We start from the raw sequence: 26,223 nt of genomic DNA, 5'->3' as shown, positions 1-26,223 counted from the left end.
ATCATTGCTCACTTATGCCTTGAAAACCGTCAAGTTCGGAATTTTGTTCATCTACAGCCATGTTTTGCGCATCTATCCCAAACTGGCCGTCATTGGGTGCGTTATTTTGTTGCTGTGCCTGTTGCCCCAACATTTGCTGATCAGGCATTTGCTGTTGCGCTTCTTCAGGCGTAAAAAAACCGCCTGGTGGCGGTTCTTCATGAAACTGTTGTTCGGGTGGTGGTGACTGATTCTGGGAATTTGTATCAAGCCATTCTTCAGGTGGTTGCATGTGTTGCAGAATCAAATTGATTGCACCTTTTAGCTCTTCAAGTTCAGCTTTAGCTACATTATTGATTTGAGCTACTGCAAGTGTTGTTTCTGCTTTGAGTTTCTCAATCTCAAACTTAGCTTGACGTTCCGCGTTCTTATCTTCAACTTGTGCTTGAGCTTGTTGTAATGCTTGCTGAAGCTGCTGCATTTGTTGCTGATACTGTTGCACAACAGCTTGCACTTGCGAATCACCCTCACCTTCTTGCGTTAATCTAGGATCTAGTGATTTTTTGATACGCTCAACAATATCTTCAAGCATATTGCCATCATCAAACGCTTTAAGCAGTAAGTCTGGTGCGACTTGACCGATCTGTGGAACAAATTGCAATAACTCTGTAAGTGCTTGCTTATTCTCTTGACGTTGACTAATAAAGCTTGGGCCAGTCGACATACGAATATCATAACGACCAACCGTTAAGTTATTCAAAATGCCATCAATAATGCCGTCAATCTGTTTGCCGTCCTGTTGCATCGGTGCGGGCGCATTAATCTGCACGCGTTCCGTCTTGTTATCTTCACCTGTGATACGTTTTACCATTTGCACTGAATATGCTTTTTGATAAATCCCAATCAGCACACGCCCAACTTGAGCAAGCGATTTATTCAAATTATCAGTGATGTGAAAATGACTAACATCTGCACGTTGTTGCAACATACCAATTGCTTTACCTGATAATCCTCTTTCATCGCTCCCCATCGCTGCAGGTTGCATATTAAGAATCTGCTCAATGCTTTGTTTTGCCCCATCTGCTGCATTTAAAATGCCGTTGAGCGCAGTCAATGCAGGTAATTGTTGAGGTGGAGCTAAGGGTAAATTACTTTCATCATTAATTTGGTTATAGCGCAATACCTGATAATTGTTAGGATTGGCCCATTCAGTTAAATCACGAGAAGCTTCAACCGATATTAGATATTGCTTACGCAACCCTTCTAAAATTTGTTGCGCTTCTGACGACTTCCAGAAGTTATAAAGCTTTTGAGGATCTTTCGCAAAATGCACCATTGAATAGACATAGCGTTTCTCACCATCCCATGTCACATCACCATATACAGGGATGATAGGTATCATCGGTACAATAAATTCACGATTCTCTAAAACCTTAGAGCCAGTCAGTTTATACCACCAGCATTTTTCCTCGTAGCTCTCCCTTTGATTCTCAATCAGTGATGGATCTTTGGGTTCATCGTAGGTCGTTGTGCCATCCACTAACAAATATAGTGTTTTGGATTTACGTTGCAATTCAAACATTTCAGCAACACATACCGTTTTATCAGCATGATTAAGCCAGTCGCTATTTTGAGTTGAATCATCAAAATCACTTACAGCATCCTCACCATACTGATCAATAATATCTGCTCTTGGTAGCCAAGTTTTAATAACCACATAACGAGCATCAGAGCCGTCTAATTCTTTACTCAATGGATCTAGAAAAACAGAGTCTGGATTGTGAATGGTGAGTATTTTAGGTTCTTGCTGAAAGCTATCAGGAGAAACATAATCAACATGAATACGGACGAAACCTATTCCACCGTAAACCACCCCCTCCACCGCTGCATCATAAGCATTATCCGCACCACTGGTAATTTCAGTATCACGGAGTAATCCGTTAAAGATTTTTGCAACCGCTGGATCTGCAATATCATCGACTGGTTCAGCTTTGATTTGCTGTCGATTGAGTCGAGCTGAATTGATTTGCTGTTTGCAATACGTCCGAAGCACATTAAAGGTCAAAGTTGGGATGTTTGCAGCTTCACGAGATTTACGGTCTTTTTCGCTCCATTGCTCTTTATCAATGGTCACAAACTGACGATCATCCTTTCCCATTTTGTAATTATCTTGCCAATAATCCTCCGCTTCGTCGCACAACGTACGCACACGCTCAAGAATATCAGTGTCTTTTTCTGTCTTATCTGTCATGACAATGTTGTCCTTGTTGCAAGTGGTGGAGGTGGAGATTTGGTTTTTGATTTCCCAACCAATCCTTTTGAAATCGCAAATCGTCTCATCATGTATGCATAGCGCGTTGCATCCAAAACATCATCGCCTGTCTTGGAGATTCGCCCTTTTTCATCGCGGTGATATTGTAAAAACTCATCAAGCCAAACTCTCAAGCCTTTAAATACCTTAAATTTACCTTTTCGCATAAGGTCAAGTATTTCAAATAATCCCGCCTCTACACCATTTGAACCATCTGGCCATGTTGCATGCTCATTCAGCATTTTGAACCCAGCATCTTTGTAATAAGCCTTTTGCTGTTTTCCTGAACCTTTTTCAGTTTGCAATCCGTCCAAAGGCCATGCCGTAGGTACATCTTTCGACCAAAACTTAGTTGCGCCCCAAGCATCATTTGGAGATACATGCCTTTGCTTCCATGCATGTGTCACATAAATTGTTTCAGTATCCATATCAATAGCTAACTGAATTTGCGCTTGAGGATGATCCCAACCAAAGTCCATACCATCAATCACCTTCCAATGGTCAGGAATATCAAATGGATCGCATGTCACAAAATCCTCACTCAGATCGTAAATACGACCATGACCGAGCATTGGAATACCTTTGGTTCGCATATCACGTTGATGTACAGGAAATGAAGCTAAAAGCGTCTCTTTAACTTCAGTTGTTAAGTGTGGTGCATCATCCCAACCTGCTGTAATTAACTTCTGCCCTTTTGATGGTGTATCCATGAATTGAACAACCAACTCAGTACGACCATTTTCAGGTGTAAATGTCAAAATACCCCGACCACCAAGCCCCTGATCACCTGTTGCTGTACGAACTAAGACTTGTGGGAAAATCTGCTGATCTCTTGGTTCTTCATCAATATGGTACCAATCAACTGAGTCACCCATTAAAGCGTGTTGGCCTTGCGAATATGACCATAACTGAACTTTAGAGCTTTGATATTGAACATCACCGCCACCACCATGACGCACATATACGGTACGCATAGCATTCGGTGTGCCAGTCATTGATTCATGCTCAAGAATATACTCAGGCGGGATCAACCCACCTCTCCACTCATTCTCGATACGACGACCAAAGATAGGCGCTTGTAATAAATCTCGAATCTTTTCACCTGAATAACCAAGCAACCAAATTAAAGGCGCGTGATTAAACGTGTGTCCATCCCACCAATCTGGATAATGACCAAGGGCATGCATCGTATCGATGTACGTGCCTGTCATCGTTTTGCCGACACGGTTTGCAGCCATAAGCATGACTTGTGAATAATTAGATGTGGACTGAACTAAATCGCGCTGAAATGGGTAAAGTTTTTCACCAAAATGCTTGTATTGATACGTTTCATCCCTGCGGTTTTTTTCTTCCAATAATGCTAAATAAGCTATTTTTTCTTCTCTAGTCATTATTGTCTCGCTTTGGCTTCAGCCTCTTTAATTCTCTTGTCCAATTCAGCATCAGAAATACTCATTAATGGCTGACCATCTTTACCAGTAATCTCTTGCCGATTGGTATACTTCCCACCTATATCCTCAGCAGCCTGTTTGAGAATACTAAGTGACATCACGGTGTTTTTTGCATTTTTTTCAAGGAGCTTGTCGTACTTTCTCATGCGGTAATGTTTATTTGCGATTGGAATATCAATCAGACCCTCATCAAATTTCTTACGTGTTTCATTAAAAAGCTCAATGAATTTTTTAGAAAGATTTTTCCCTGCTGCTTTAGTTGGATCGTATAAAGCTACTTGTGAGCGTTCAATTTTGACTCCGTATTCTTGCTTAACAAGTTCCGCAACTTCTTGAGGGGTGTCACGGCATGCAAGAGCTTGAACTATAAATATTTTTACAGGCTCTTTTAGGGTTGCCATAACCACCTCTTTGTATAGCTACGTATAGCAAGATCGGCAAAAAATTAAGCCAACTTCAATAAACACGTACCACATGCATGAGCAATATTGGCTTTCCGAATTATTGGGCCTTCATTTGCCAAGTCCACCATTTTTTGGACTGATTCAGATGCACCGTAACGCTGAACCACAGTATGAAATTCTTCAACATCATGACCGCGTAAGTAGTGCTTTGGCTCACCAGTAATGGGACTAAATATCATCTCACCATCTTCAGTTCGCTTCGCACCGATATGACATAGCTCATGCTCTATCAATGCACAAAAGTCAGCATCACTCGCTTCCGCAGCATATCGAGCATCAATGGTGATTAGGTATGTAGGAACATGACCGAACCAATTAATCATTTGTTTTTCTTGTCGTGCTTTCTTCCAGCCACCAACATTGATCATCACTTTTTCAGTTTGACCTAATACATATTTTTCAGCTTTGATAAATGCAGATGATGCCCAAAGCACTTCAAAGAATCGTTTATTGAAGTAAGTCAGGTGCTCATGTTCCTCGTTATATAAATCCGAATTGGAATCTAAGAATGTTTCCCATATCCACTCTTTCAGCTCAAAAGCAGGTTCGAAGTCCATATCATCGATAGGATCCAATTCAAGAAGTCTTTCAGGTGGATTAGGTCTTTTCATTGCTTCATTTCCCATGCATACATCAAGTCATCAGGCGTATTTAAATAACACCCATGTTTTAAGCAAAATGCATGTATGTCATTTAGGTATTCAGTGAACTGATCAACCGACGCATCTGTTGTGCTAATCAAGTCATTAAGGCCATTTGCCACCTGTTCATACATTGGGTGGTTTTGATCCTTTAAAACTTTGACTGCTGCAAATGTATTCTTATATTGACCTACATCATCACGATTAAAGATGACCGATAGAAACTTCTTCTTGAAATATAAATGCTCTGATTCTTTATCATTGCCTTGGTGTTTAGCCCATTGGGTGAGCCACATCCAATACAAACGGTTTTGAGCCTTAGACCTATCTTCTTGTTTCTGATCAATCCTCACCACCAAAGGTTTATTTTCTTCTAATGCCTTGGTGTAATGGGTATGCATAAAGCTAATGACTTTAGTGACATCGGCGTGAGAACTGATAGGAAACACGGCTTTTTGCATTTCCTACTCCCTGCTAGCATTCAGAATGCACTCTAAAGTTTTCTTCAAATTCTTTTTTTGAGTAAATAAAAGCCATCTTAAGTTCATTAATTAAAATAAAATCACCTGCTTTCAGTTTTGAATTGCCAATAATGGTGGAGATGAAAACCCCATCGTCTTGTGAATAAATATTGGCACCAAATTGACTTAGAGCTTCTTTAAGTTCTCCTATCTCTTTTGGGTCATCAATAAACTCAACTGCTATATATTTTTTGGGCTTTGTTGTGCAGCTAAATATCTTGCCCATCAAAACACCTCTCTATCCTCAATACTTAACATCCGATTGGTCTTAATCAGCATCTGCTCAAACCATGCTTTTGACTCATAACGACTCATTGAGTGATATTGGTCAAGCCATTGGTGACAGCCTACACACAACGGAATAGTAAATTCGTCTGAGGCTTTAATGCCTCGCCCTTTGCCATGTTTAGCGAAATTAGAATGAGCTGCTTGTGATTCAGGATTTCCACACTTTACACATGGTAATGAGCGAACCTGATTAAGCCTCTTTGAATTACGCATTTTTATTCAAACTTTATTTTTTCACATTTACGACATTCAAGTTTTATAAATAAATCATCTTGTTCGTATTCATACTCATGTAAGCAGAATAACTGTATTAAAAATTGGAGCATTTGATTCTCCTAAATTTAGACAATAAAAAACCCCGCAATTAGCGAGGCTTTTAAATATCAGTTGGTCAAACCGTAATACGACCAGTATAGAAAAACTATACCTTAGTTAGCAGAATAATGCTAACTTTAAATTTTTGCTTCTTTGTATGTATTTTTACGATATTTTTCAACAGCACTTGATGCGGATTTTATTGATGTTTCTAACGCAATCACCATCATGTTTTCGTAGGACTTCCAAGTTTGACGATATGCATTGACCGCCATTTGATGTGTCTTTACGCCTGCATAATACAACCGACCTTGGGGCGTGAAATTATCCTCCAACTCAGGATTCATCGAGAAATCAATCACCATCCGAGCAACAAGCCATGATAAGTGATAAATTGCAATATGCTCAGGCTCTCGCTTCTTATCCTGAACAGCCCCATTCATCATAATTTTAGCTAAGTGATTACGAATATATTCATAGTCTGACTTAGCCATTTCGCCATAAATTATTAGCGATGTCACCGACTTTTCTAACTGCGTATCCATACTTGCAATAGCACCCAAACGATCTTGATAATCCAATGGTTTCTCCCCAGTACTGTGAGACTCTTGACCAAAAATAGGCGACTTCGCTGTAATGCCATGAGTCAACCATTCAAACTGTTCAAACTTTTCTGCTACTGCATTCATAAAAAATCCCTCAAACTTCTTTAATGTCTATGTCATGTACTGTTTTCATCAAATGCTTCTTGTTTCTAAAACTTGCCAACTTTCTCGTTACTGCTGACTTCACATCTTCAACGATCAACATGCCATTTTTGATATAGGTAAAATCTGCAAAATATCTCAATGCAGGTTTAGCCCTCTTTTCCCCTGCAATTTTTACCTTAGGTGCAAGCTCAAATTTGACCTGACACCTTAAGTCTAGAATTTCACCTCGTTGCTGCATCGCTGTAAGCTCGATATAACGCTTGTACTCCTTTTGGCTATCGAACTTCATTCCGTTCTTTTCGATCTTCTGAGCATTGAATTTATTGGGTTTATTGCGTTTAGAGGTAGTCTTCCGACCACCGCTAAACTGTTTGTGATATTCAGCGAGGGAAATTGAGGTCATTTACTCTCTCTAATAAACCTTTATTTTCTTCACGACAGCATGAGAGTTGGTTTTGAAGATCATCAATCTCAACCTGTCGGGATTGCCGACCACCATCAAAAGCTATACGGCAACAATTAGCATGACGGATAACATTCAGACCTATTGTGCTCATCCATTTATCAAATTCATTCATCGCTCAATCACTCCCATATATTCGCTTTTGAATATCTTGAAAGTATTGATAATGCTTTTGTCAAACTTGATCTTCTCTATGTACTCAATGTGATAACCAGCTTCAGAGTCATCGTCTTCCGCAGTTATCGAAACACATGCATCACAAACCAAGCCGAATAAATAATTAAAAGGACTTACTTCATCGTATTCTTGATATTCCCAACCGCCCGATAGCTGATACATGACCCAGTGACCGTCAAGCTTTTCAAACTCAGATGCATCAACCACTCCCGACTTAATTAACAATTCTTTGGCACGTTTATCTAATTTCTTCTCTAAACGACTCATCGCTCAATCACTCCAGTCAAAGGGCTAATGTGGTTGCGGATGTCGGTGCAATGGTCGGTGAAATGGGAGAGATTGTCGGTGCATGAATCGGTGTCGCCAATCTCACATGATTCTTTTGCAGAACAATTAGTTATTTCACTTTTCAGCTGCTGTTGAATTGCAGCTTCAAAGCCGCCTGAATTTATGAATTTGTCGAAGATATTTAGCTCATCTATCTGCTCTATCGTTAAACCGTTCATACTCTCGCCTTTATTGTTGTTAACTTGATCACGCCATTATCCAAAGCCCAAGCGACACACACATCACATCGACATGAACGCTTTCTGTATTGATCCGCAGTACCGTGCTTAGCTTTGTATATTTGACTTACTGCCTGTTTGATCTCCCCACCACGTTTCAAAAACTTTGCCATTTCCGCTTCAAGCTCAGCACGCAATTTACGTTTGTCTTGAATGTATTTAGCTGAATCAGCCGTGTTTAAAAATTCTTGTTTTGAAAGGTTCATGCCACTTCTCCCTCATAGCAATCACAAGGCGTATCTGGCACAAAGTGATTCATGAATGCGTCCTGTTGTTGATAAATAGATTTCCAACTAAAGTTACGACCCAATCCCTTTATTTCTGTTAGATCCGCTTGAGCTTCCATTGCTAAAGCTTTTTGCAGCAAATCCGGATGAACCTGTTCAAGCCATTTGATTTCTGAAATTTTAGAATTAGGGCAGAAATAACAAGCAGACTTGCCCGGCAAAGCTAAACCTTCATTTTCAATCGACTGAATACACTCATCACGACCCATATTCCAATCAATCAGTGGATACATGCGTGTGTACTTATCGTCGTATGTTTTATTCGCTCGTTGTGGCTCATCAGCATCAAAGCCGATCAACTTCACTAGACGAGCAGTAACAATAAAGCTGTTATTTAACAACTTATCCTGTGGTTGAACCTTGAATCTCTGACTGCACGTCTTAAAACCGTATGCGACACTTGGCAAAGCTTTACGGTCAAGACAGTCTTGTTCCAACGATTTGATCGGAGCTTTGACAACTCGAATTGCTGGATAGCCTTTTGACACAAGCCACTTCGAAAAATACTCAAGGTATAAGTATGTATGTGGCTTCTCACCACCGGTGTCTGCAAACAAAATCATATCGATTCTAATGCCGCGCTTTACGCACTCAATGAGCAATGCAGTTGAATTTGTGCCACCGCCATAACTACTGATTACAAAGTCTGAAACAAGAGTCGGTATTGAACTTTGAAGTATCTTGCCGAATGCATTCACACCCCACCCCCTAAACGCTGATATTCACTACCCGCTTGAAGTAATGCTTTTGGAAAACTCAATCCTTTTCCCTGTAATTCCTTAGTGCGAGTTTCAATCCATGCTTTTTCTTCTGATGATTGCTCTGGCAGCATTGATTTAGGTATTGGGCGAAAAAGATCGCTTAATTGCTTGTCTTCAATCGCTTCAGGCTTAACCCAAATCGCCTGATTAACGCCTGTTGTAGAGAACTCTTGAATCACATCAGCGTAGTTATCTTTGAATGCTTCATAAGCCAGATACATAGCTCGGTCTGTGTTCTTAGCCCATTTGATATTCGTAAACATTTCATAGCAGCGGTCATACGATTCTTTTTCAGCATTGGTGATTGAGTGATTGTTATCACCTGCCCATTTGATGATGTTTGCCAGTGCTGCATGCTTACCTTTGAATGAATCTTGTAAGCGCTGTTGCTCAGTACCAAAACCAGTGATTCCTAGGCACCACTTGCGGAACATGGCAGGATCTGGACAAAAACCGTTATCACGAACTTGAGATAAGCCAAAATTCACTTGATCGTGAGTTAATCCATCGATACAGATTTTCATTGCGGTATTGATTTGTGCTGTAGCCACACCATCAAAAGTTTTTTCAAATGAACGTGGTGCAATTGCCTTGAACACACCAACGAGCTGTGCTGAATTAATTGGACCAAGATTTTGATTAGAAGCCGTAAGTTGCATTGCCTTGCTCCTCTTGTGCGATTAATTCTTGAATTTCAGACATTCGAGTTGATGCTTGGGTTTGGTATCCGAAGTTGCCACTTGTTGAGATACGAGGTTCAAATAATCCTTGGTGATTACCCTTGATTGCCGTTTTCAAGGAAATATCTGATTTCTCAACTCCCCATGCTTTGAATTCATCATGGATAGTCTTGAGTGCATTTTTAGTCAGTGCCGATTTTTTGTATTCAGAGCGGTTAGTGACAAACTGCTCCCAAAGATTTGGCGTGCAGAGTTTTTGGATATTGGTTTTAGTCAAATCCATAACTTCATCGAATGACAACTTACGAGTCTTCTCTTTGCGCTCAGCAGCAGATTTTACTTTTTGCTCAACCTCTAATTTTTGTTGATCAAGAAGATTCTGTTTTTTGATTTCTTGGTATTCAAAGAAATTTACTTGCAGAGGATTTTTAGCCCGAATGGTATTATTTAATAATTCTATAAAAGTAATTCTATAAAGTAATTCTATTGTGTCTTTACTTTCTAAAGTGCTAGCGCTTTCATTACTAAAGTGCTGGCGCTTTACTTTCTGTAGTACTTTACTTTCTAAAGTGGTACTTTCATTACTAAAGTGGTCAACCAATGAAACCTCATTAATTTGGTATTCATTACCCTTGCGACTGTTCTCAGTAACGATAGAAATCACACCCAATTCAAGCAACTCTTTTAAGCCTTTAGCAACTGTAGTTGTGCTTAACTTTTTAGAACCTTCGAGTTTGCCACCTTGGAGCTGAGAGTAACTCACATGATCAGTTTTCTTATCCTTGTAGCCATTTATACGGTCTTCTAACTCCGCATAAATATTCTTGGCAGCGTCACTCAAAAATGGACGGACTTCGTAGCGATAAAGCCTGCTTGACATGACGTAGCCTCTGTCAAACTTAATAGACATAGCTTGTCGCTCTAATTTTTTAGCAGTCGATGGATGCAACGATATTCCGTTGTCAACCTTCTGCTTGTGTGCTAAATTTGATTTCATGTTCAATGCTCTCAAGTTTTGAATTAAGAAGCCTGATCTCAACCATCAGGCTTTTTCTTTATCAGAATTAATGTGAATCCCTTCCGATCCCTCTGAATCCCACACTTCTGTACTTAAATCCCGTATTAACCCTGTCAATCCCAAGCGCTCAAAAGATTTTGCTTGTAAATTAAGGACATGCCACTCACCTACGATTTCTTTTTCAAGAAGGTAAGCGAGGTACTGAGCAAGATCTTTACCCTTAATAGCAGCAAGTGTTTTTGCCCGATCATGGATTTCAGGAGACAAACGAACATGTGTAGATTTTTTATCAAGACTCATAAATTCACCTACGAAGCTTTATGTGGTGAGCAATGTTCTGCCCATAATTTTTCGAGATTTTTACCCTTCTCGTAACCAAGGTTCTTTCCGCATTTACCATTCTCTAAATTACTTACGTAATTTTGGGAACAATCCATTCCGTCTGCGATTTGGTTTTGGGTTAGGCCTTTTTCTTTAAGGTCGATGATTTTTGCTTGCCACTGATTCATGTGGAGGCTCCTATATTTTTAATAAATATATAGGTTTTCCGATATTAATACAATAGCCAAACCGATTGGAATATGTATCAGAATTCCGATAATGATAGTTGAGATAAATTCATGAGCACTTTGGGCGAAAATTTAAAAAAAATACGTAAAGCAAAGAAGATGACTCAAAAAGACTTGGCACAAAAATCAGGTGTCAAGCAATCTGTTATTTCAGATCTGGAAACAGGAAATGCAAAATCAACCGGTTCAATTTTAGAGTTAGCTAATGCACTAGGTGTTACCGCTGAGGAGCTCAAGAAAGGGATCGTTGGTGATACCTTAGAGCCATCTAATGTTGTAATAGTTAAACCCAATATGGCCCCTGTTCTCTCTTGGGTTCAGGCTGGAACTTTTACTAATGTTGAATCTATCGACATGTCTCAAGTGGAAGAATGGCTACCACTCCCAGACGAGTGTACAAACTGCTTTTATCTAAAAGTTCAAGGAATTAGTAATAGTCCTGACTTTCTTGAAGGTGATTACATCCTTGTAGATCCAGATGTTTATTACAATGATATGCAATCAGGTGACATGATTGTTGTTAGAAGGTTTGAGGATGCAACATTCAAAAAATTAGTTATCGAAACCGATGGCGCTAGATACCTTCAAGCACTGAATCCCGAGTTTAAGCCAAATATTATACCGCTTGATGAGGATTGCAATTTTGTTGGGCAAGTTGTTGACTGTGTTCGTTATACATATCGTGCAAAACGCAGAACAAAAACGAATTAAAATAAACTGTGAACCCGACGCAGTCCTTTGGACCGGATAGAAAGCAGAACGACAACTATTGTCAAACTCATAATGAAACTACAAACATTGATTGATACACTATGACAACAACCAAAACGAACTTGATTGAAGATGATATGACTGAGAGATTCCATGTGGTTTATGATGGCAAAGCACTTGATGAGCACCTTATGGATGTTCGAGATCTTGCGCCTGCCATGATGGCTATTAATGATTTACTCATTCATGCAAACCAAGAGCTTAATGGGGATAAGCTAGAGGTACAGTTAAAAGTTAAGGCCAACTTTAAGGCTGGAAGTTTTGGAATTGAGTTTATTGAGCATTTGGCTTGGGTGAATCAAATTAAAGATTTACTGTCAGGTAGTAATGCTACAGCACTGGCAAATGCGAGTGGAATTCTTTCTCTAATAGGTATGTTTGGTGGCACTACAATTGGTGTAATTCAATTATACAAAAAATTAAAAGGTAATCGCCCAGTTAAAATTGAAGAATCTTCAGAGGGTGTAAAGGTTTATTACACTGAGACCGAATATATTGAAGTGGATAAAGGAGTTTTAAAGCTCTATCGAAGCAAGGTAATTGCGAGTGATATTGGAAAGATGTTAGAGCCATTAACCAAGGATGGTATTGATTCTTTTTATGTTGTAAAAGATATGAGTAAGGATGTTGTTGAAGTATTTATCGACAAGGCCGAGACAGAGTATTTTAAATATCAAAATCCAGAAGATGACTTAAACTCAGATATTTCAGAAACATACCTTCAAATAGAATCGTTATCATTTAAAGAGAAAAACAAGTGGAAATTTAGTAACGGGAAAACAATTTTCCATGCAACTATTTCCGATGAAGATTTTCTTTGTGATGTTGATAATGGGCAATTGAGGTTTGGCAAAGGAGACCTCTTAAAAGTAAAATTAAAAACGACTCAAACTCTTGCTCATGGAAAACTGAAATCAGAATACGAGGTATTAAATGTTATTGAACATAAAATTATCAAACAAGAATCTCTAGATCTCTAATATCATTTTTCCATCCAACCCACCCAGTGTGGGTTTTCTTTTGTCTATTAAAACATAAAAATAAAATAATATCGGTTTTTCTATATTTAAATCGGATTACCTATTGACTACCAATATCGGAAATGCGATATTTATCTCACAGACAAACAAAAAGCACACCGACCTTCAATCAAATGTGCTTTTGCTAACTAGCGAGATGATTATGAATCAAAACCCTATCCAGAGTCAAACTGCGAGCTTTTCCAAAGTTCATAGTCAAACGACCCCACGTTTGTTCCAACACCCTACACCTAACAACACGGTGAAATATAAATCTAAGTCAGGTTTAGTCCTTGCTTCAATTGTTGCCATTGCTGTTTGTGGTGGTGGTCTATTCAGTTGCACAGCGCATCAAAATGCTGTGGCGAAGATGGGAGTTTCAAAATGAACGCAATCCCTAAATTTTCAGAGCAGATCGGCTCTACATTTTCCGAGCTTTCAATCAGTGATGACTTTGTGATTCAAGGCACCCGTGTTTATTTCGATTTGGTTCAAAAAGCTTACAGCAAAGTTACTTCAAGCATCTCGGCTGTGATTGAGGCCAATGAAGCAATAGATTCATTGGTCTGGAACAGCACAAATGACCCACAAAACGATGTCGATGTGGATTACGACAAGCTTGAAGTCGCTAAGTACAACATCGCTAAGGTTTGGGATTTTGATGATGTTTTGGCTCAAATTGGTCAACCGTTTTTCTTAACCAAAGATCAAGTTGAAAGCCTAAATGAAATACTTAAAGCGCATTTTGAAGAAGAAAAAATTAAAGAACTAGCAGCTTAAGGAAAAGAATATGAATGCTAAATTTGAAATACAAGAATTACAGCAGAACGTAATTGTTCAGGCATTTTCAACAACTAATGGTACAGATATTTTATTTGATCGCATTGCTGAACAAGTTCGCTCAGTTGTACCTGATGCGACCACACGTAAAGGTCGTGAAGAAATCGGCTCTTTGGCTGCAAAAATTAGTAAATCAAAAGTACTTATTGAAAAGTGTGGTAAAGACTTGGTTGCTGAGCAAAAAGCTCAAATCAAACTCATTGATGATGATCGTATTCGTACTGTTAAAAAGTTTGATGATCTTCGCAATGAAATCCTTGCTCCGCGTGACGCTTGGGAACAGGCAGAAAAAGATCGAGTTGAAAGCCACAGCGCTTTTATTGTGTCATTTGCCGTTATGTCTGCACCACAGGCTTGTGAAAATCGTGATAGCACATTTATTAAAGGGATGATTTCTGAAATTGAAAATACAGAAATTACTGATGCATTAGAAGAATACAAAGAACAAGCCAAATTAGCGAAATTTGAAGCACTTGAAGCTCTACGTACTGCTCTTGCTACACGTGAAAAATATGAATCTGAACAAGCTGAATTAGAGCGTTTACGTCAAGCCGAGCAGATCCGTTTGCAACAAGAGCGTGATGCACAAATTGCACGCGAAGCGACTGAAAAAGCTCAGCGTGAAGCAGAAGAAAAAGCACGTTTTGAAGCTGAACGAGTTCAGCGTGAAAAAGCTGAATCAGAGCAACGTGAGGCGCGTTTAAAAGCTGAAAAAGAAGCTGCTGAATTACGCGAACAAGCATTAAAGCAAAAAGCTATTGATGATGCTAAACAGGCTGAAATTGCCAAGCAACACGCGATTGAGTCAGAACGTAAGCGTATTGAAGTTGAACAAATAGCAAAAGCACAGGCTGAAATCGATGCAAATGCTGCGCGTGAAGCTGATGAAAATCATCGTAAAAAAATATGCCAAAAAGCACTTGCTGATCTGACCTTGTTGCCCGGTATTAACCATGATTTAGCAAAAATTGTGCTTGAGGCGATTTACAGAAACAAAGTTGCCAGCGTTTCAATTAAATTTTAAGGAATAAGAATATGAGTGCAGTCGTACAAATAGAACAGCAATTGGGTGTCTCGATTAAAGATTTCGATCTTGATGAGTCGATGTGGTCTGCCCTTACATCTTCAATCTTTCCTGGTGCAAAACCTGAATCAATCATCATGGCTGTTGAATATGCTAGAGCTCGTCATCTCGACATCATGAAGAAGCCTTGTCATATCGTCCCAATGAGTGTGAAGGACTCTAAAACAGGCCAGTCAAACTGGCGTGATGTGATAATGCCGTCAATTACTGAACATCGAATTACAGCAACAAGAACAAATCAATATGCAGGTCAAGATGCGCCAGTGTTTGGACCAATGGTTGATATTAAGTTTGGAGTTGTTACTCACACCGTTCCCGAGTATTGCACCGTAACAATCTATCGAATCATTCATGGCGAGAAAGTTCCATTTTGCCACACTGAATATTTTGAAGAAGCATGCTCAACAACAAAGGATGGTGGGCTAAATTCAATGTGGACTAAACGGAAACGTGGTCAGTTAGCAAAATGTGCTGAAGCAGGTGCATTACGCAAAGCATTTCCTGAGGAGATTGGAAACGAATACACAGTTGAGGAAATGCAAGGTAAGGAGATTACCGTTGGTGGATCCGAGCTCTTTGGTGATCAAAAGAAAATTGAAAATGACTTAATCCCTGTTGGTTACCAAGAATTTGAGGATACGCACCTAACAGGTATGCGCGATCTTGCTCTGGATGGAATGGAAGCACTTGAAGCTGGCTACGCAGAACTTCCAAAAAGCAAATGTCGCTCGCATTTTTGGTCTATCCATAAAGAGTCTTTAAAAATTGCTGCACAAAATGCTGACAATCAGCAAGGAGAAGTCTATGAACATTCTCCAGCGTAATGGGGATTGGCATGCTCAGCGGTGCGGAAAAGTTACCGCCAGCCGAGTTAAGGATATTGATGCTAAACCATCCAAAGGCAAGGCATTCAATGCAATCACTCTAACTATTATTGCTGAGCGCCTAACTGGCGTTCAAGAGGAAACTAAAACAACAGGCCCTATGCAGTGGGGTATCGATCAAGAGCCTTATGCGATAGTGGCTTATGAAAATGAGACAGGCAATTTTGTTATTGATGTTGGCTTGATTGACCATCCTGCTATTAAAAATTGTGGGGCTTCACCTGATGGATTGGTTGGTAAAGATGGGCAAATTGAAGCGAAATGCCCTTCCACCATAACGCACTTGAATACACTTTTTACGAAGCAAGTACCTGATGAGTACGTTCCTCAGATCACTTTGCAAATGGCATGTACTCGACGTGTTTGGTGTGACTTTATTAGCTACGATCCACGCCTACCAGAAGAGCTTCAACTTATTGTTATTCGTGTGTTTGCTAAAGATTTAGATATTACAGGGATTGAACAATCAGTTATTAAGTTCAATCAAAGAGTTGATCTAGCCATGTCTGAACTCGCACCAAGCGAGGTAGCTGCATGATGGGCTATCACTACTCCACCATCACCCGGACACTTAATGTGTTCGGGAAGAAAATGATCCACGTATTTTCCAATGTCAGTAGCGGTGAAATTGAAGCTCTGGTGATTGATGCAAAACTTAAAGAAGCGATTTGGAGAAAGTGATGTCAGAAAAAATAGAAATGCACGAGATCCGTAAATTGCTTGTCGCTGTTGAGACTCTTGCTGTACGCCCTGCTCAGGCAGATGAGAATACCTTAGGTGAAGCCATTGGGTATTTCAAAAAACTGGTGAATGACCGCACTCAAGGTGCCATTCAAATTGTAATGTTTGTTGATGGAAAATTGGTGGCGTGATGGATATTAAAGAAAAACAATCATTCTGGGCTGAGCAGTTGCCAAACTTTGAAGCTAAATATTGGCTGCCTGACCATTTTAGTTTTTTAACCTTTGATATGGATCAAGGTAACTATGTTGTCAAAGATGGCATTGAGCCAATTTACGAAGATGATGCAAATGATGTTTTTCATCGCGTCAATACTGGTTGGGCAATGTGGAAAAAGGCTATCAATTTTGTAAAAGCTCAAGCGGTGCCTGAAGGTTTTGTTTTGGTGCCAAAAAAACCAACTGAAAAAATGCTCAAAGCCATTTATGACAATAGAAACTCCACTGCGAGTGCATACAGGGCCATGATCGAAGCACAGGAGCAAAGTCATGATGGATTTTAATTGCCCTTACTGCTCTTTTGGTATGAATAAAGAAGATATCTCAGAAGTGCATGAAGATGATCTTGTTGGTGAATGGGATATTGAGTGCAAAAACTGTAAGAAAGAAATTAAATTGTATGGTGAGGCCAATGTTGATTATTGGGCTGAATCCAAAAATGATTTACCCGAAGAAGTGGTTAAAAGTTTGAAGGAGGTGTCATGAATGAGCCGTTTAACTAAATTGGATCGAATGTCCATTGAGCAAAGAACTGCGGAAGCAATTAAATTTTGGGCTTCACCTAGTGATGCCGCTTTTCCTCCTGAGACTATTGCAATTACTTTTGAAGTCTCTTTACCGTGGTTGCAGCTAAAACGTTGTGATGGTGGTGGTATTCCATATATGAAGCCAGAAGGTACTCGGAAAGTTTTGTATAGAAAAGCCGATGTAATTGATTTCTTCCACGGCAGAAAACTCAAACACACAGCATAAAGGGGATTTAATCCCCTTTTTCATGCCCCATAAAAACAATATCTTCAATTTCTTGCATAGCCATTCTTAATTTTTTATCACTAATTTGTACATAGCCTTCGGTCACATCCGATGAAACGGTGTGATTTAAAAGACGCTTTATCGTGTATTGGCCATAATCTAAATTTTCAGCAATTGAGCTAAATGTTCTTCGTAGATCATGAAAAGTAAACTCCACTCCACTCGCCTCAATTACTTTCGCTTTAGCTTCATATAAGTGTGTTGTATAGCCCTTTAGTTTTGACCGTGGCGAAGCAAATACATAATCATTATATTGTTGCTCCTTTCGGCTTTTCATTATCTCCCAAAGCCTGTCACCCATTGGCAAGGTGTGAGGATCATCATTCTTAGGATCTAGTGAAGTAATCCATCCATACTTCAAGTCAATTGCATCCCAAGTTAGTGTTTCACATTCTTTTCGTCTAAATCCTGTTAGGACTAAGGTTAGTAGAAAATCTCTAACGGTGTTTCGTTCTTGGCGTAAAGCTGTGAAATTCATAACAGCATTAACCCAGTCGCCTAACTGCTCTTGTTTCACATATCCTTTTCGGCGTTTTATCTTATTCCATGTTCGTTTTGCTTTAAGTGTTGCAACGGGGTTGGTTGTATTTATCAGTGAATTATCATTTTCATCAAGGAAATGCTCTATAGAGAAATTAAATATTGCTCTAAATACAGCCATTGCGATATTTGCTTGGGCTGGGCTATTTTCAGTGAGTTCTGCGTATTTTTCTTGTACATGAGTTCTGGTTATTTCAATGAGCTTTAAATTCTTCCACTCAAATAGATATTGGTCTACCGTTCGATTGTAGTCCTCTAAACTTCTGCTTTTTAACTTTCGATGCTTTAAGTATTCATCATATGCAATTGCTAGTGTGGGTTGTTGTTTTGACACCTTATCATTGAGTATTAACTGCTCTCTTTTTTCTTTTTTAATTTGATTCGGATTGTAACCTTGCGCCATTTGTGAAAGTACGCCCTGTGCTAAAATTCGTGCCTGAGCTAATGTTAGATTTCCATGTAGACCAATCGTAGACCTGACAGCCTTGCCATTAACTTTTTTCTCTACAACATACGTTTTACAGGTTGTGTTGACACGAATAGCAAAACCAATTAATTCACTATCGCGATAGATACCAGTCTCACTGAGATTATCTATATATGTTTTTGTGAGTTTTATTCTTGTGTTGGCCATAGTAGAATTAAGTTAAGCAATAATTCGCAATAATATACCTTATTATTTTAGCGTCTACCATGCGTCTACAAATTAAAAGAAATCAAGTTTTAGCTCTTATCACAAGTTAGTAAATATCAATTAAGATATTGAAATATATTAATATTTAATTTTAAATATGGTGTTAGAGATGGCGAACAAATTTGAATTCCAAATCCGTGTATATATTGAAGATACAGATGCAGGTGGAATTGTTTACCATGCTAACCATATCCGTTTTATGGAACGCGCACGTACCGAATGGCTACGAGCATCAGGAGTTAGTCATTACTGGCATCAGAAAGACTACAACTTTGTCGTACATAAAATTGCTTTGAAATATTCACGCCCTATACTTATGGATGACTTAATTACCGTTACGGCAAGTGTAGTTTCATGTAAAGCTACGTCTTTTGTATTGCAACAAAATATTTATCGTGGTGAAATCATGCTTGCTTCTGGCGAGGTGGAATTGGCATGTATTAGTGCTGAAATGAAACCTTGTAGAATTCCTCACGAAATCCGTGAATTAATTCAAAAAGAATTAGCTCACGAATAAAAATATTATTGGCACATGTAACTATGGCAACACAACTAGAATCCTCTCTACATCTATCTGATTTAATTTTACAAGCAAGTCCAGTAGTTCAACTGGTCATGCTTATTTTAGTATTAGCGTCTTTATTGAGCTGGTATCTAATTGCCAAGTTACATATGGGCTATAAAAAAGCCAAACAAGGTGATGATCATTTCCAGAAAATATTCTGGTCGGGTGCAGAACTGAATACTTTATTTAACAATGCTCAACTGAACTCTAAACGTGACGGTTTAGAAGACATTTTCTATCAAGGCTTAGGTGAGTTTTTAAAACTTAAAAAATGCCAAGCCGATACTGCACAAATGGTCGAAGGCACTGAACGTATTTTACGTGTCGGTTTAAGTCGTGACCAAAGTCGTTTAGAAAATGGCTTAAGTGCATTGGCGAGTATTGGTTCTGTTGCACCTTATGTCGGTTTATTTGGCACTGTATGGGGCATTATGAATGCCTTTATTGGTTTAGCTCAGGTTGATCAAGTCACTTTAGCAACAGTTGCACCAGGGATTGCCGAAGCACTCATTGCAACAGCCATTGGCCTATTTGCTGCGATTCCTGCGGTATTAGCCTTTAACCATTACACCTCTAAGGGTGAAGAGGTTTATTCTGACCGTGCATTATTTGCAGAAGAAATGGTGGCGCTATTACAACGTCAGTCTGTGGGAACTACACAGGGAAATGACTAATGGCGATTCAACGTTCCGGACGCTTTGAGCGCATCAAAAAACCTTTAAAAAGTGATATGAACGTCGTGCCCTACATTGACGTGATGTTGGTGTTATTGGTAATTTTTATGGTTACGGCACCCATGATTACGACTGGTGTCGATGTTGACTTACCACAAGCCAATAGCCATCCCATTGAGTCTAAAGAAAATCTTGCCATTGTGACTTTAGATAAACAAGGCCGCTACTTATTAAAAGATAACAATCATCAAGATGAAGCTTTAAACCTAGAACAACTGAAACAAGTTTTAAATAAAGCTCAAACTGATTCTGAAGCTCAAAAGCAAAAATTTAGTGTTCTGGTCAATGGTGATAAAAATCGCCCTTATGGTGATGTCATGAGTCTTATGGCAGCATTACAAGACGCAGGCTTAACTCAAGTTGGTTTATTAACCAAACCATTAGAGTAAGCTATGAAAGATTTAAATCAGCCTGCATCTAAAGAAAAAGCGATTGCACTTGGCTTTACTATTGCAATTCATGTAGTGGCAATTACTGGCTTACTTTTTTTAGGTATGAGTAAGCCACCAGAAGCACCTAAACAAATTAAAACAGTATTAATTAATCCTGAAGATTTACCGCCATTGGAGGCTAAACCTTTAGAACAAACAGATTCAACTGAAACTACAGATACTCAAGTTGCCGAAAATATTCAGCAAACTGCAGAGCCCGATCCAATTGCACCAGAACTTCCAACGACTCAGCCACAACAACCTAAAGTTGATCTGCAAAAAGCTGCAAATGAGGCAAAAGCTGCCGAACAAAAATTGCAAGCAGAACAAGCTGCACTATTGGCTGCTCAAGCCATAAAAGACAAAGCAGATATCGATGCAAAAGCTAAAACTGATGCTGCGAATCAAGCTGCCAAAGACAAAGCTGCTGCCGATAAAGCTGCAAAAGACAAAGCCGCTGCGAATCAAGCTGCTAAAGACAAAGCCGCTACGAATCAAGCTGCTAAAGACAAAGCTGCTGCGGATAAAGCTGCAAAAGACAAAGCCGCTGCGAATCAAGCTGCTAAAGACAAAGCCGCTACGAATCAAGCTGCTAAAGACAAAGCTGCTGCGGATAAAGCTGCCAAAGACAAAGCCGCTACGAATCAAGCTGCTAAAGACAAAGCTGCTGCGGATAAAGCTGCCAAAGACAAAGCCGCTGCGAATCAAGCTGCCAAAGACAAAGCTGCTGCGGATAAAGCTGCCAAAGACAAAGCCGCTACGAATCAAGCTGCCAAAGACAAAGCTGCTGCGGATAAAGCTGCTAAAGACAAAGCTGCTTCGGATAAAGCTGAACGTGATGCCGAAGAAAAAGCATCTTCTGCTGAAAAAGCACGATTAGAAGCTGCCAATAAAAAGGCTGAGGCGAAACAAATTGCTTCCACTGCAAAACGCGATTTTGAGAGTAAAGTTCGAAATGCTTGGCGTATGCCTGCTGATTCATCTGGTCAAAAAGCAACGGCTCGCGTAACACTCACAGATAATGGTGCTGTTGCCTCGGTCATTGTGAGTGCCTCTGACCCAGATGTAAAAGCCAGTGTGGAACAAGCGGTACGCTCTGCTGCACCTTACCCAATGCCAGCTGATCCAGATGCCAGACGTGAGGCTCGAAGTTTCACCTCATCATTCACCGTAAAATAAAGTATGAAACTTTAGACTTCACATAACTGTGCAATTATAAACCCTGCTCCGGCAGGGTTTATTTTCTAACTCAATCCACAATGATTCATTCCCCAAATAAATCACCGCCTCACATAAATGCTAGCACCCCATTCAGCACTTTCACCCTGCTGAATTGACAATAGATTCAGCTTTATAGCAAGAATTTATCTAAAATTCATTTTAGCTTCATACTTACACGCTTTATATAGATTAAAATCATGTCATTATGCTAAAAAGTTACACATAGTTAAAAACCATTAATTGAGTACATGACGACCAATGAAAATGATGCCTAGATATCTATTCGGATTGGCAATGATGGCAGCATTTAGTCCTGCTCTAATTACAGCCTCTTATGCCCAACTCCATTTAGAAATTGCAAAAGCACCCGAAAGTGCCCCTAAAATTGCGATCATCCCCTTTAGTAATGATTCCGCAATTTACCCAATCATTGAGCAAGATTTAAATCGCTCTGGACGTTTTAGCAGTGCTTCAAAAAATCTACCCGCAACGGCGAGTTTAAATAATGTCAATGCCGAAGCATGGAAAGCTGCCGGTGTACCTTATGTCGTTCTAGGTGATGTAAAACAAAATGCAGATGGTAGTTTTGCTGTTCAATACCAACTCTATGATATTGAAAAACAAAAATTTTTACTTAATGAATTACTCACTGTACCCGCTTCGCGAATTCGTTCAGCAGCACATATGATCAGTGATGAAATTTACCAAGCCTTAACAGGAATTCAAGGTGATTTTACCGGCCGCATTGCGTATGTACTACGTAATCCAGCCACGCCTGAACAACGTTATACTTTACAAATTGCAGATACCGATGGTGAACAACCTAAAACCGTTTTAAGTTCACGAGATCCAATTTTATCGCCAGCTTGGACTCCCGATGCTAAAAAAATTGCATACGTTTCATTTGAAACCAAACGTCCTGCAATTTATATACAAGATTTATCAACGGGTCAGCGTGAAAAATTAGCGGGCTTCCGTGGTTTAAATGGTGCACCAAGCTTCTCCCCTGATGGCAAAAGCATGTTGTTCACAGCATCAATGCATGACAACCCTGAAATTTACCAAATGAATTTGGAAACACGTCAAGTAAAACGCATGACCAATGACAGTGCGATTGATACTGAAGCACGCTATGCACCAGATGGAAAATCTTTTATTTTTACGTCTGATCGTGGTGGTTCTGCACAAATTTATCGTTATAACCTTGAAGATGGTTCCACCAAGCGCTTAACCTTCCGTGGTGCTTTTAATGCCCGAGGAAGCTTAAGTGCAGATGGTAAATATATCGCACTGGTACACCGTCCAGCAGGCAGTAACTATAAAGTTGCTATTCAAGAAATTTCCACAGGTATTACCAATATTTTAACACCGACTAGTTTAGATGAGTCACCAAGCTTCTCTCCAAATGGACAGATGGTGGTTTATGCGACACGCGAAGGTAATCGTGGTTTACTTGCAATCATGTCTACCGATGGTCGCTTCCGTATGAATCTGCCGAGTGAACAAGGCGAGGTTCGTGAACCCGCTTGGGCACCCAAATAAATACTGAATTTGTAAAGTTTTAATTTGATTTAAAAATACGTTATGGAGATCAATATGAATACTATTAAATATTTAGCATTACCCTTACTTACTGCAACTTTAATCATGACAGGTTGTGCAAGCCGCAAGCCTGCAGCTGAAATTACGACAGGCACTACGCCAAATAGTTCGACTACAGTAAACACCGAAGGTTTGAGTGAAGATGCAGCATTAAATACACAAAATCTTGCAGGTGCATCTGCTAAAGGCGTTACAGCTGAAAATAAAGCATTCTTAGCTAAACGTGTTGTACATTTTGACTATGACAGCAGTGAACTTTCAAATGAAGACTACCAAACATTACAAGCTCACGCACAATTCCTTAAAGCAAATGCAAATTCTAAAATCGCTTTAATGGGCCATACCGATGAACGCGGTACCCGTGAATACAACATGGCTTTAGGTGAACGTCGTGCCAAATCTGTACAAAGCTATTTAGTCACCAATGGTGTCGCATCAAATCAACTTGAAGCGGTCAGCTATGGTAAAGAAATGCCAATTAATCCAGGACATGATGAAGCTGCATGGAAAGAAAACCGCCGCGTTGAATTAAACTATGAAGCGGTTCCACCTTTATTAAAATAATGCCCTGAATAATCGACCATAAAAAAGCACTCATTTAAATGGGTGCTTTTTTATAAACTAAGTTTTAGGTTGCTCTGGCATGGGGCTTTGCATAGATTCAATCATGTCATGCTTATTGAATTCTTTATATTCAGGTTTTGCTTGATATTCTTTCCATGCATCTTTCACATTTTCAACACTAATTTCTTTTAAGTCAATACCTTCATTGGATGATGGCATCGCCTCAAACTTTGTCATTGTCATCTTAGTGCTCCTTGTACTTGATGCTTCTATCTTCAACATAGCACTTTCTAAAATACTTGCAAGAGTAAAATCGCGACAAATAGCACAGGATAATTTTTATTTTGGGTCGAACTCATCTAAAATAGGCATATTCTTTAATTTGCTAGAATTGATCGCTTTTGGAGCAACATTGATATGTCATATCGCACATTATCCCAATATTTAGAACAACAACAAGGGAATCTGACACCGGCTCTTGCGGATGTAATTGAAACCATTGCCAACACGTGTAAAACCATTGACCTTGCTTTACAAAAAGGCGCACTGGCAGGCGTTTTAGGCAGTGCTGAACTTGAAAATGTGCAAGGTGAAACACAAAAGAAACTAGACGTCATTTCTAATGACTATCTCATTGATGCACTTAAAGCACATAAAAATGTAGGTGGCCTAGCATCAGAAGAACTTGATGATTTCACACCAGCACAAGACAATGGTGAATACTTGGTCTTATTTGATCCACTAGATGGTTCAAGTAACATCGACATCAATATGTGTGTTGGGACCATTTTCTCTATTCTTCCTGCAAAAAATTCAGTCACTCAAGCTGAAGATTTTTTCCAAGCAGGAACACAGCAAGTTGCAGCAGGTTATGTCCTTTATGGTCCATCAACCATGATGGCTTTGACCGTGGGTGCAGGTACAGACTTCTTCACTTTTGATCCAGAAACTCAGCAATTCTTACTTACTTCTGAAAACATCCAAGTGGCTGCAGATACGCAGGAATATGCGATTAATGCATCGAACCAACGTCATTGGGAAGCACCTATAAAACGCTATATTGAAGAATTACAGGCGGGTAAAACTTCAGTCCGTGAAAAAGACTTTAATATGCGTTGGGTTGCATGTATGGTGGGTGATATTCACCGTATTCTTTGCCGTAGTGGTATTTTCTTATATCCATACGATACAAAAGATCCGAAAAAAGCAGGTCGTCTACGTTTAATGTACGAAGCTAATCCAATGAGTATGCTGATGGAACAAGCTGGTGGTGCTTCTACCACTGGTCGAGTTCGTATCATGGATATTCAGCCTACAGAATTGCACCAACGTGTTCCTGTGATTATTGGCTCTAAAAACGAAGTTGAATTAGCTACGCGCTATCATCATTAATTAATCAAACAATGGAAGTAAGTCTTTAAGCTTACTTCCATGGATCATTCTCTCATGCCAGCTTTTTTTCTTGAATCTAAAGACAATCCTAAAATCAAACATTTACGTGGTTTGATTGAACAAAATTCATTCCGTAAAAAACAGCGTCAAACCGTACTGGAAGGCACACACCTAACACTTGCATGGTTAGCAAAAAATCGTAAAATTCATTCTATTTTCACTACTGAAGTGGCAATGAGCCATCCTGATTTAGAGAAAATCAATGAGCTTTACGATGGTTATGTCTTTGTTATTAGTGAATCTTTATATAAAGATTTAAGTACTTTAGGTACATCTTTAGCATGTTTAGCCATTATTGACTTACCAAGCTCAACTGAAGCCTTAAACTTCAAAGAAGACACCTTAATTTTAGACAATATCCAAGATCCGGGTAATGTTGGTACATTATTACGTTCGGCTGCAGCGGCAGGCATTGAACAAGTTGTATGCACAAAAGGCTCAGCATCAATTTGGTCACCACGCGTACTCCGTGCTGGTATGGGTGCACATTTCTCACTACAGACTTATGAAAATGTTGAACTTGAAGACCTTTTAGGTAAATTTACCATTCCTGTTTATGTCACAAGCTCACACCAATCAGAAAGTCTGTATACGAAAAATTTGCGTAAACAGTGCGTTTGGATTCTTGGTAATGAAGGTCAAGGTGTTTCTGAATTTGCTCTTAAGCATGCAGAAGCCGTTTCCATCCCCCAACCAGGTGGTCAAGAGTCATTGAATGTCGCAGTTGCAGGTTCAATTTGTTTCTTCGAAATGGTACGCCAAAGAATTTAAGCGTTAATTTATTTTAATAAGCATCCCTAGTTAAGCAAAATCATTTACACTGATAAAAATAGTTGCTTAAGTTGTCAA

General features: G+C 39.4%; 38 protein-coding genes. 19 read left to right on the top strand and 19 right to left on the bottom strand.

Annotated features, from left to right (window positions below):
- Position 1: 1 nt before the first annotated feature.
- The 17 genes from B9T28_RS06415 to B9T28_RS06335 form a co-directional block, all read right to left on the bottom strand.
- Complete coding sequence (locus B9T28_RS06415) at positions 2–2,230, bottom strand: portal protein (RefSeq protein ID WP_086203122.1); 2,229 nt, start codon at positions 2,228–2,230, stop codon at positions 2–4.
- Positions 2,227–3,681 (bottom strand): phage terminase large subunit family protein, encoded by a 1,455-nt coding sequence (locus B9T28_RS06410; protein WP_086203121.1) that lies wholly within the window; start codon positions 3,679–3,681, stop codon positions 2,227–2,229. The genes B9T28_RS06415 and B9T28_RS06410 overlap by 4 nt, the downstream gene beginning before the upstream one ends.
- Positions 3,681–4,142, bottom strand: coding sequence for a DUF2280 domain-containing protein (locus B9T28_RS06405; RefSeq protein ID WP_086203120.1), 462 nt, complete (start codon positions 4,140–4,142; stop codon positions 3,681–3,683). Before B9T28_RS06405 ends, B9T28_RS06410 begins: the two co-directional genes overlap by 1 nt.
- 44 nt (positions 4,143–4,186) lie before the next feature.
- A complete protein-coding gene (locus B9T28_RS06400; RefSeq protein ID WP_086203429.1) occupies positions 4,187–4,816 on the bottom strand; it encodes a putative metallopeptidase in 630 nt (209 codons plus the stop codon).
- Positions 4,813–5,307, bottom strand: coding sequence for a NinB/YbcN family protein (locus B9T28_RS06395; RefSeq protein ID WP_086203119.1), 495 nt, complete (start codon positions 5,305–5,307; stop codon positions 4,813–4,815). Before B9T28_RS06395 ends, B9T28_RS06400 begins: the two co-directional genes overlap by 4 nt.
- Before the next feature lie 13 nt (positions 5,308–5,320).
- Complete coding sequence (locus B9T28_RS06390; protein ID WP_086203118.1) at positions 5,321–5,593, bottom strand: hypothetical protein; 273 nt, start codon at positions 5,591–5,593, stop codon at positions 5,321–5,323.
- Positions 5,593–5,868: a DUF968 domain-containing protein gene (locus tag B9T28_RS06385; RefSeq protein ID WP_086203117.1), complete on the bottom strand. Its 276-nt coding sequence runs from the start codon at positions 5,866–5,868 to the stop codon at positions 5,593–5,595. The genes B9T28_RS06390 and B9T28_RS06385 overlap by 1 nt, the downstream gene beginning before the upstream one ends.
- 239 nt (positions 5,869–6,107) lie before the next feature.
- Positions 6,108–6,659 (bottom strand): hypothetical protein, encoded by a 552-nt coding sequence (locus tag B9T28_RS06380; RefSeq protein ID WP_086203116.1) that lies wholly within the window; start codon positions 6,657–6,659, stop codon positions 6,108–6,110.
- A gap of 10 nt (positions 6,660–6,669) precedes the next feature.
- On the bottom strand, positions 6,670–7,083 hold the full coding sequence (locus tag B9T28_RS06375; protein ID WP_086203115.1) for a DUF1064 domain-containing protein: 414 nt from the start codon (positions 7,081–7,083) through the stop codon (positions 6,670–6,672).
- Between the two features lie 171 nt (positions 7,084–7,254).
- Positions 7,255–7,587, bottom strand: a complete 333-nt coding sequence (locus B9T28_RS06370) for a hypothetical protein (RefSeq protein WP_074946484.1) — start codon at positions 7,585–7,587, stop codon at positions 7,255–7,257.
- Positions 7,584–7,826 (bottom strand): hypothetical protein, encoded by a 243-nt coding sequence (locus B9T28_RS06365; protein WP_086203114.1) that lies wholly within the window; start codon positions 7,824–7,826, stop codon positions 7,584–7,586. The genes B9T28_RS06370 and B9T28_RS06365 overlap by 4 nt, the downstream gene beginning before the upstream one ends.
- On the bottom strand, positions 7,823–8,092 hold the full coding sequence (locus B9T28_RS06360) for a hypothetical protein (protein ID WP_086203113.1): 270 nt from the start codon (positions 8,090–8,092) through the stop codon (positions 7,823–7,825). The genes B9T28_RS06365 and B9T28_RS06360 overlap by 4 nt, the downstream gene beginning before the upstream one ends.
- Positions 8,089–8,661, bottom strand: coding sequence for a hypothetical protein (locus B9T28_RS06355; protein WP_252053532.1), 573 nt, complete (start codon positions 8,659–8,661; stop codon positions 8,089–8,091). The genes B9T28_RS06360 and B9T28_RS06355 overlap by 4 nt, the downstream gene beginning before the upstream one ends.
- Positions 8,662–8,867: 206 nt before the next feature.
- Positions 8,868–9,593 (bottom strand): hypothetical protein, encoded by a 726-nt coding sequence (locus B9T28_RS06350; RefSeq protein WP_086203111.1) that lies wholly within the window; start codon positions 9,591–9,593, stop codon positions 8,868–8,870.
- A complete protein-coding gene (locus B9T28_RS06345) occupies positions 9,574–10,524 on the bottom strand; it encodes a phage replication initiator YdaU family protein (RefSeq protein ID WP_086203428.1) in 951 nt (316 codons plus the stop codon). Before B9T28_RS06345 ends, B9T28_RS06350 begins: the two co-directional genes overlap by 20 nt.
- Before the next feature lie 132 nt (positions 10,525–10,656).
- Entirely contained in the window at positions 10,657–10,932 is a 276-nt protein-coding gene (locus B9T28_RS06340) for a type II toxin-antitoxin system HicB family antitoxin (RefSeq protein ID WP_086203110.1), read from the bottom strand.
- An 8-nt stretch (positions 10,933–10,940) separates the two neighbouring features.
- The gene (locus tag B9T28_RS06335) at positions 10,941–11,141 is read right to left on the bottom strand and encodes a helix-turn-helix domain-containing protein (RefSeq protein WP_086203109.1); all 201 of its coding nucleotides are present in this window, start codon (positions 11,139–11,141) and stop codon (positions 10,941–10,943) included.
- Positions 11,142–11,252: 111 nt separating this feature from the next.
- Here B9T28_RS06335 and B9T28_RS06330 point away from each other — a divergent pair, with 111 nt between their 5' ends.
- The 11 genes from B9T28_RS06330 (at position 11,253) to B9T28_RS06280 (ending at position 17,511) form a co-directional block, all read left to right on the top strand.
- The gene (locus B9T28_RS06330) at positions 11,253–11,912 is read left to right on the top strand and encodes a LexA family protein (protein WP_086203108.1); all 660 of its coding nucleotides are present in this window, start codon (positions 11,253–11,255) and stop codon (positions 11,910–11,912) included.
- 101 nt (positions 11,913–12,013) lie between these two features.
- A complete protein-coding gene (locus tag B9T28_RS06325) occupies positions 12,014–12,952 on the top strand; it encodes an LAPAL motif-containing putative phage structural protein (protein WP_086203107.1) in 939 nt (312 codons plus the stop codon).
- Positions 12,953–13,154: 202 nt separating this feature from the next.
- Positions 13,155–13,379 carry a hypothetical protein gene (locus tag B9T28_RS06320; RefSeq protein WP_086203427.1) on the top strand — a complete coding sequence of 75 codons (225 nt, stop codon included), beginning with the start codon at positions 13,155–13,157 and terminating at the stop codon, positions 13,377–13,379.
- Positions 13,376–13,771: a hypothetical protein gene (locus B9T28_RS06315; RefSeq protein ID WP_086203106.1), complete on the top strand. Its 396-nt coding sequence runs from the start codon at positions 13,376–13,378 to the stop codon at positions 13,769–13,771. Before B9T28_RS06320 ends, B9T28_RS06315 begins: the two co-directional genes overlap by 4 nt.
- A 10-nt stretch (positions 13,772–13,781) precedes the next feature.
- Positions 13,782–14,855, top strand: a complete 1,074-nt coding sequence (locus B9T28_RS06310; protein WP_086203105.1) for a hypothetical protein — start codon at positions 13,782–13,784, stop codon at positions 14,853–14,855.
- Between the two features lie 11 nt (positions 14,856–14,866).
- The gene (bet, locus tag B9T28_RS06305; protein WP_086203104.1) at positions 14,867–15,739 is read left to right on the top strand and encodes a phage recombination protein Bet; all 873 of its coding nucleotides are present in this window, start codon (positions 14,867–14,869) and stop codon (positions 15,737–15,739) included.
- Positions 15,720–16,337 carry a lambda exonuclease family protein gene (locus tag B9T28_RS06300; RefSeq protein ID WP_086203103.1) on the top strand — a complete coding sequence of 206 codons (618 nt, stop codon included), beginning with the start codon at positions 15,720–15,722 and terminating at the stop codon, positions 16,335–16,337. Before bet ends, B9T28_RS06300 begins: the two co-directional genes overlap by 20 nt.
- Positions 16,338–16,479: 142 nt before the next feature.
- Positions 16,480–16,671, top strand: coding sequence for a hypothetical protein (locus B9T28_RS06295; protein WP_252053529.1), 192 nt, complete (start codon positions 16,480–16,482; stop codon positions 16,669–16,671).
- The gene (locus B9T28_RS06290; protein WP_086203102.1) at positions 16,671–17,042 is read left to right on the top strand and encodes a hypothetical protein; all 372 of its coding nucleotides are present in this window, start codon (positions 16,671–16,673) and stop codon (positions 17,040–17,042) included. Before B9T28_RS06295 ends, B9T28_RS06290 begins: the two co-directional genes overlap by 1 nt.
- Positions 17,029–17,244 carry a hypothetical protein gene (locus B9T28_RS06285; protein WP_086203101.1) on the top strand — a complete coding sequence of 72 codons (216 nt, stop codon included), beginning with the start codon at positions 17,029–17,031 and terminating at the stop codon, positions 17,242–17,244. Before B9T28_RS06290 ends, B9T28_RS06285 begins: the two co-directional genes overlap by 14 nt.
- Complete coding sequence (locus B9T28_RS06280; RefSeq protein ID WP_086203100.1) at positions 17,245–17,511, top strand: DNA-binding protein; 267 nt, start codon at positions 17,245–17,247, stop codon at positions 17,509–17,511.
- A gap of 7 nt (positions 17,512–17,518) precedes the next feature.
- On the opposite strand, the gene B9T28_RS06275 is transcribed toward B9T28_RS06280, so the two are convergent.
- Positions 17,519–18,745: a tyrosine-type recombinase/integrase gene (locus B9T28_RS06275; RefSeq protein WP_086203099.1), complete on the bottom strand. Its 1,227-nt coding sequence runs from the start codon at positions 18,743–18,745 to the stop codon at positions 17,519–17,521.
- A gap of 169 nt (positions 18,746–18,914) precedes the next feature.
- Between B9T28_RS06275 and ybgC the strand changes: the two genes are divergently transcribed.
- The 6 genes from ybgC (at position 18,915) to pal (ending at position 23,922) form a co-directional block, all read left to right on the top strand.
- Positions 18,915–19,322, top strand: a complete 408-nt coding sequence (ybgC, locus tag B9T28_RS06270; RefSeq protein ID WP_086203098.1) for a tol-pal system-associated acyl-CoA thioesterase — start codon at positions 18,915–18,917, stop codon at positions 19,320–19,322.
- A 23-nt stretch (positions 19,323–19,345) separates the two neighbouring features.
- Positions 19,346–20,044, top strand: a complete 699-nt coding sequence (gene tolQ, locus B9T28_RS06265; protein WP_086203097.1) for a protein TolQ — start codon at positions 19,346–19,348, stop codon at positions 20,042–20,044.
- Positions 20,044–20,493: a protein TolR gene (gene tolR / locus B9T28_RS06260; protein ID WP_086203096.1), complete on the top strand. Its 450-nt coding sequence runs from the start codon at positions 20,044–20,046 to the stop codon at positions 20,491–20,493. The genes tolQ and tolR overlap by 1 nt, the downstream gene beginning before the upstream one ends.
- A gap of 3 nt (positions 20,494–20,496) precedes the next feature.
- A complete protein-coding gene (gene tolA, locus B9T28_RS06255; RefSeq protein ID WP_086203095.1) occupies positions 20,497–21,714 on the top strand; it encodes a cell envelope integrity protein TolA in 1,218 nt (405 codons plus the stop codon).
- Between the two features lie 300 nt (positions 21,715–22,014).
- On the top strand, positions 22,015–23,298 hold the full coding sequence (gene tolB, locus B9T28_RS06250; protein WP_086203094.1) for a Tol-Pal system beta propeller repeat protein TolB: 1,284 nt from the start codon (positions 22,015–22,017) through the stop codon (positions 23,296–23,298).
- Positions 23,299–23,352: 54 nt separating this feature from the next.
- On the top strand, positions 23,353–23,922 hold the full coding sequence (pal, locus tag B9T28_RS06245; protein WP_086203093.1) for a peptidoglycan-associated lipoprotein Pal: 570 nt from the start codon (positions 23,353–23,355) through the stop codon (positions 23,920–23,922).
- A 57-nt stretch (positions 23,923–23,979) separates the two neighbouring features.
- Here the strand turns inward: pal and B9T28_RS06240 are convergent, their stop codons facing one another.
- Complete coding sequence (locus B9T28_RS06240; RefSeq protein WP_086203092.1) at positions 23,980–24,165, bottom strand: NF038105 family protein; 186 nt, start codon at positions 24,163–24,165, stop codon at positions 23,980–23,982.
- Between the two features lie 174 nt (positions 24,166–24,339).
- On the opposite strand from B9T28_RS06240, the gene B9T28_RS06235 reads away from it, so the two are divergent.
- Together B9T28_RS06235 and B9T28_RS06230 are read left to right on the top strand one after the other, a co-directional pair.
- On the top strand, positions 24,340–25,314 hold the full coding sequence (locus B9T28_RS06235; protein WP_086203091.1) for a class 1 fructose-bisphosphatase: 975 nt from the start codon (positions 24,340–24,342) through the stop codon (positions 25,312–25,314).
- A 54-nt stretch (positions 25,315–25,368) separates the two neighbouring features.
- Entirely contained in the window at positions 25,369–26,145 is a 777-nt protein-coding gene (locus B9T28_RS06230) for a TrmH family RNA methyltransferase (RefSeq protein ID WP_086203090.1), read from the top strand.
- The last annotated feature ends 78 nt before the right edge of the window (positions 26,146–26,223 follow it).

The sequence above is a fragment of the Acinetobacter silvestris genome (assembly GCF_002135235.1).
Lineage (GTDB): Bacteria > Pseudomonadota > Gammaproteobacteria > Pseudomonadales > Moraxellaceae > Acinetobacter > Acinetobacter silvestris.
This window is presented reverse-complemented; position numbering and strand designations above follow the sequence as displayed.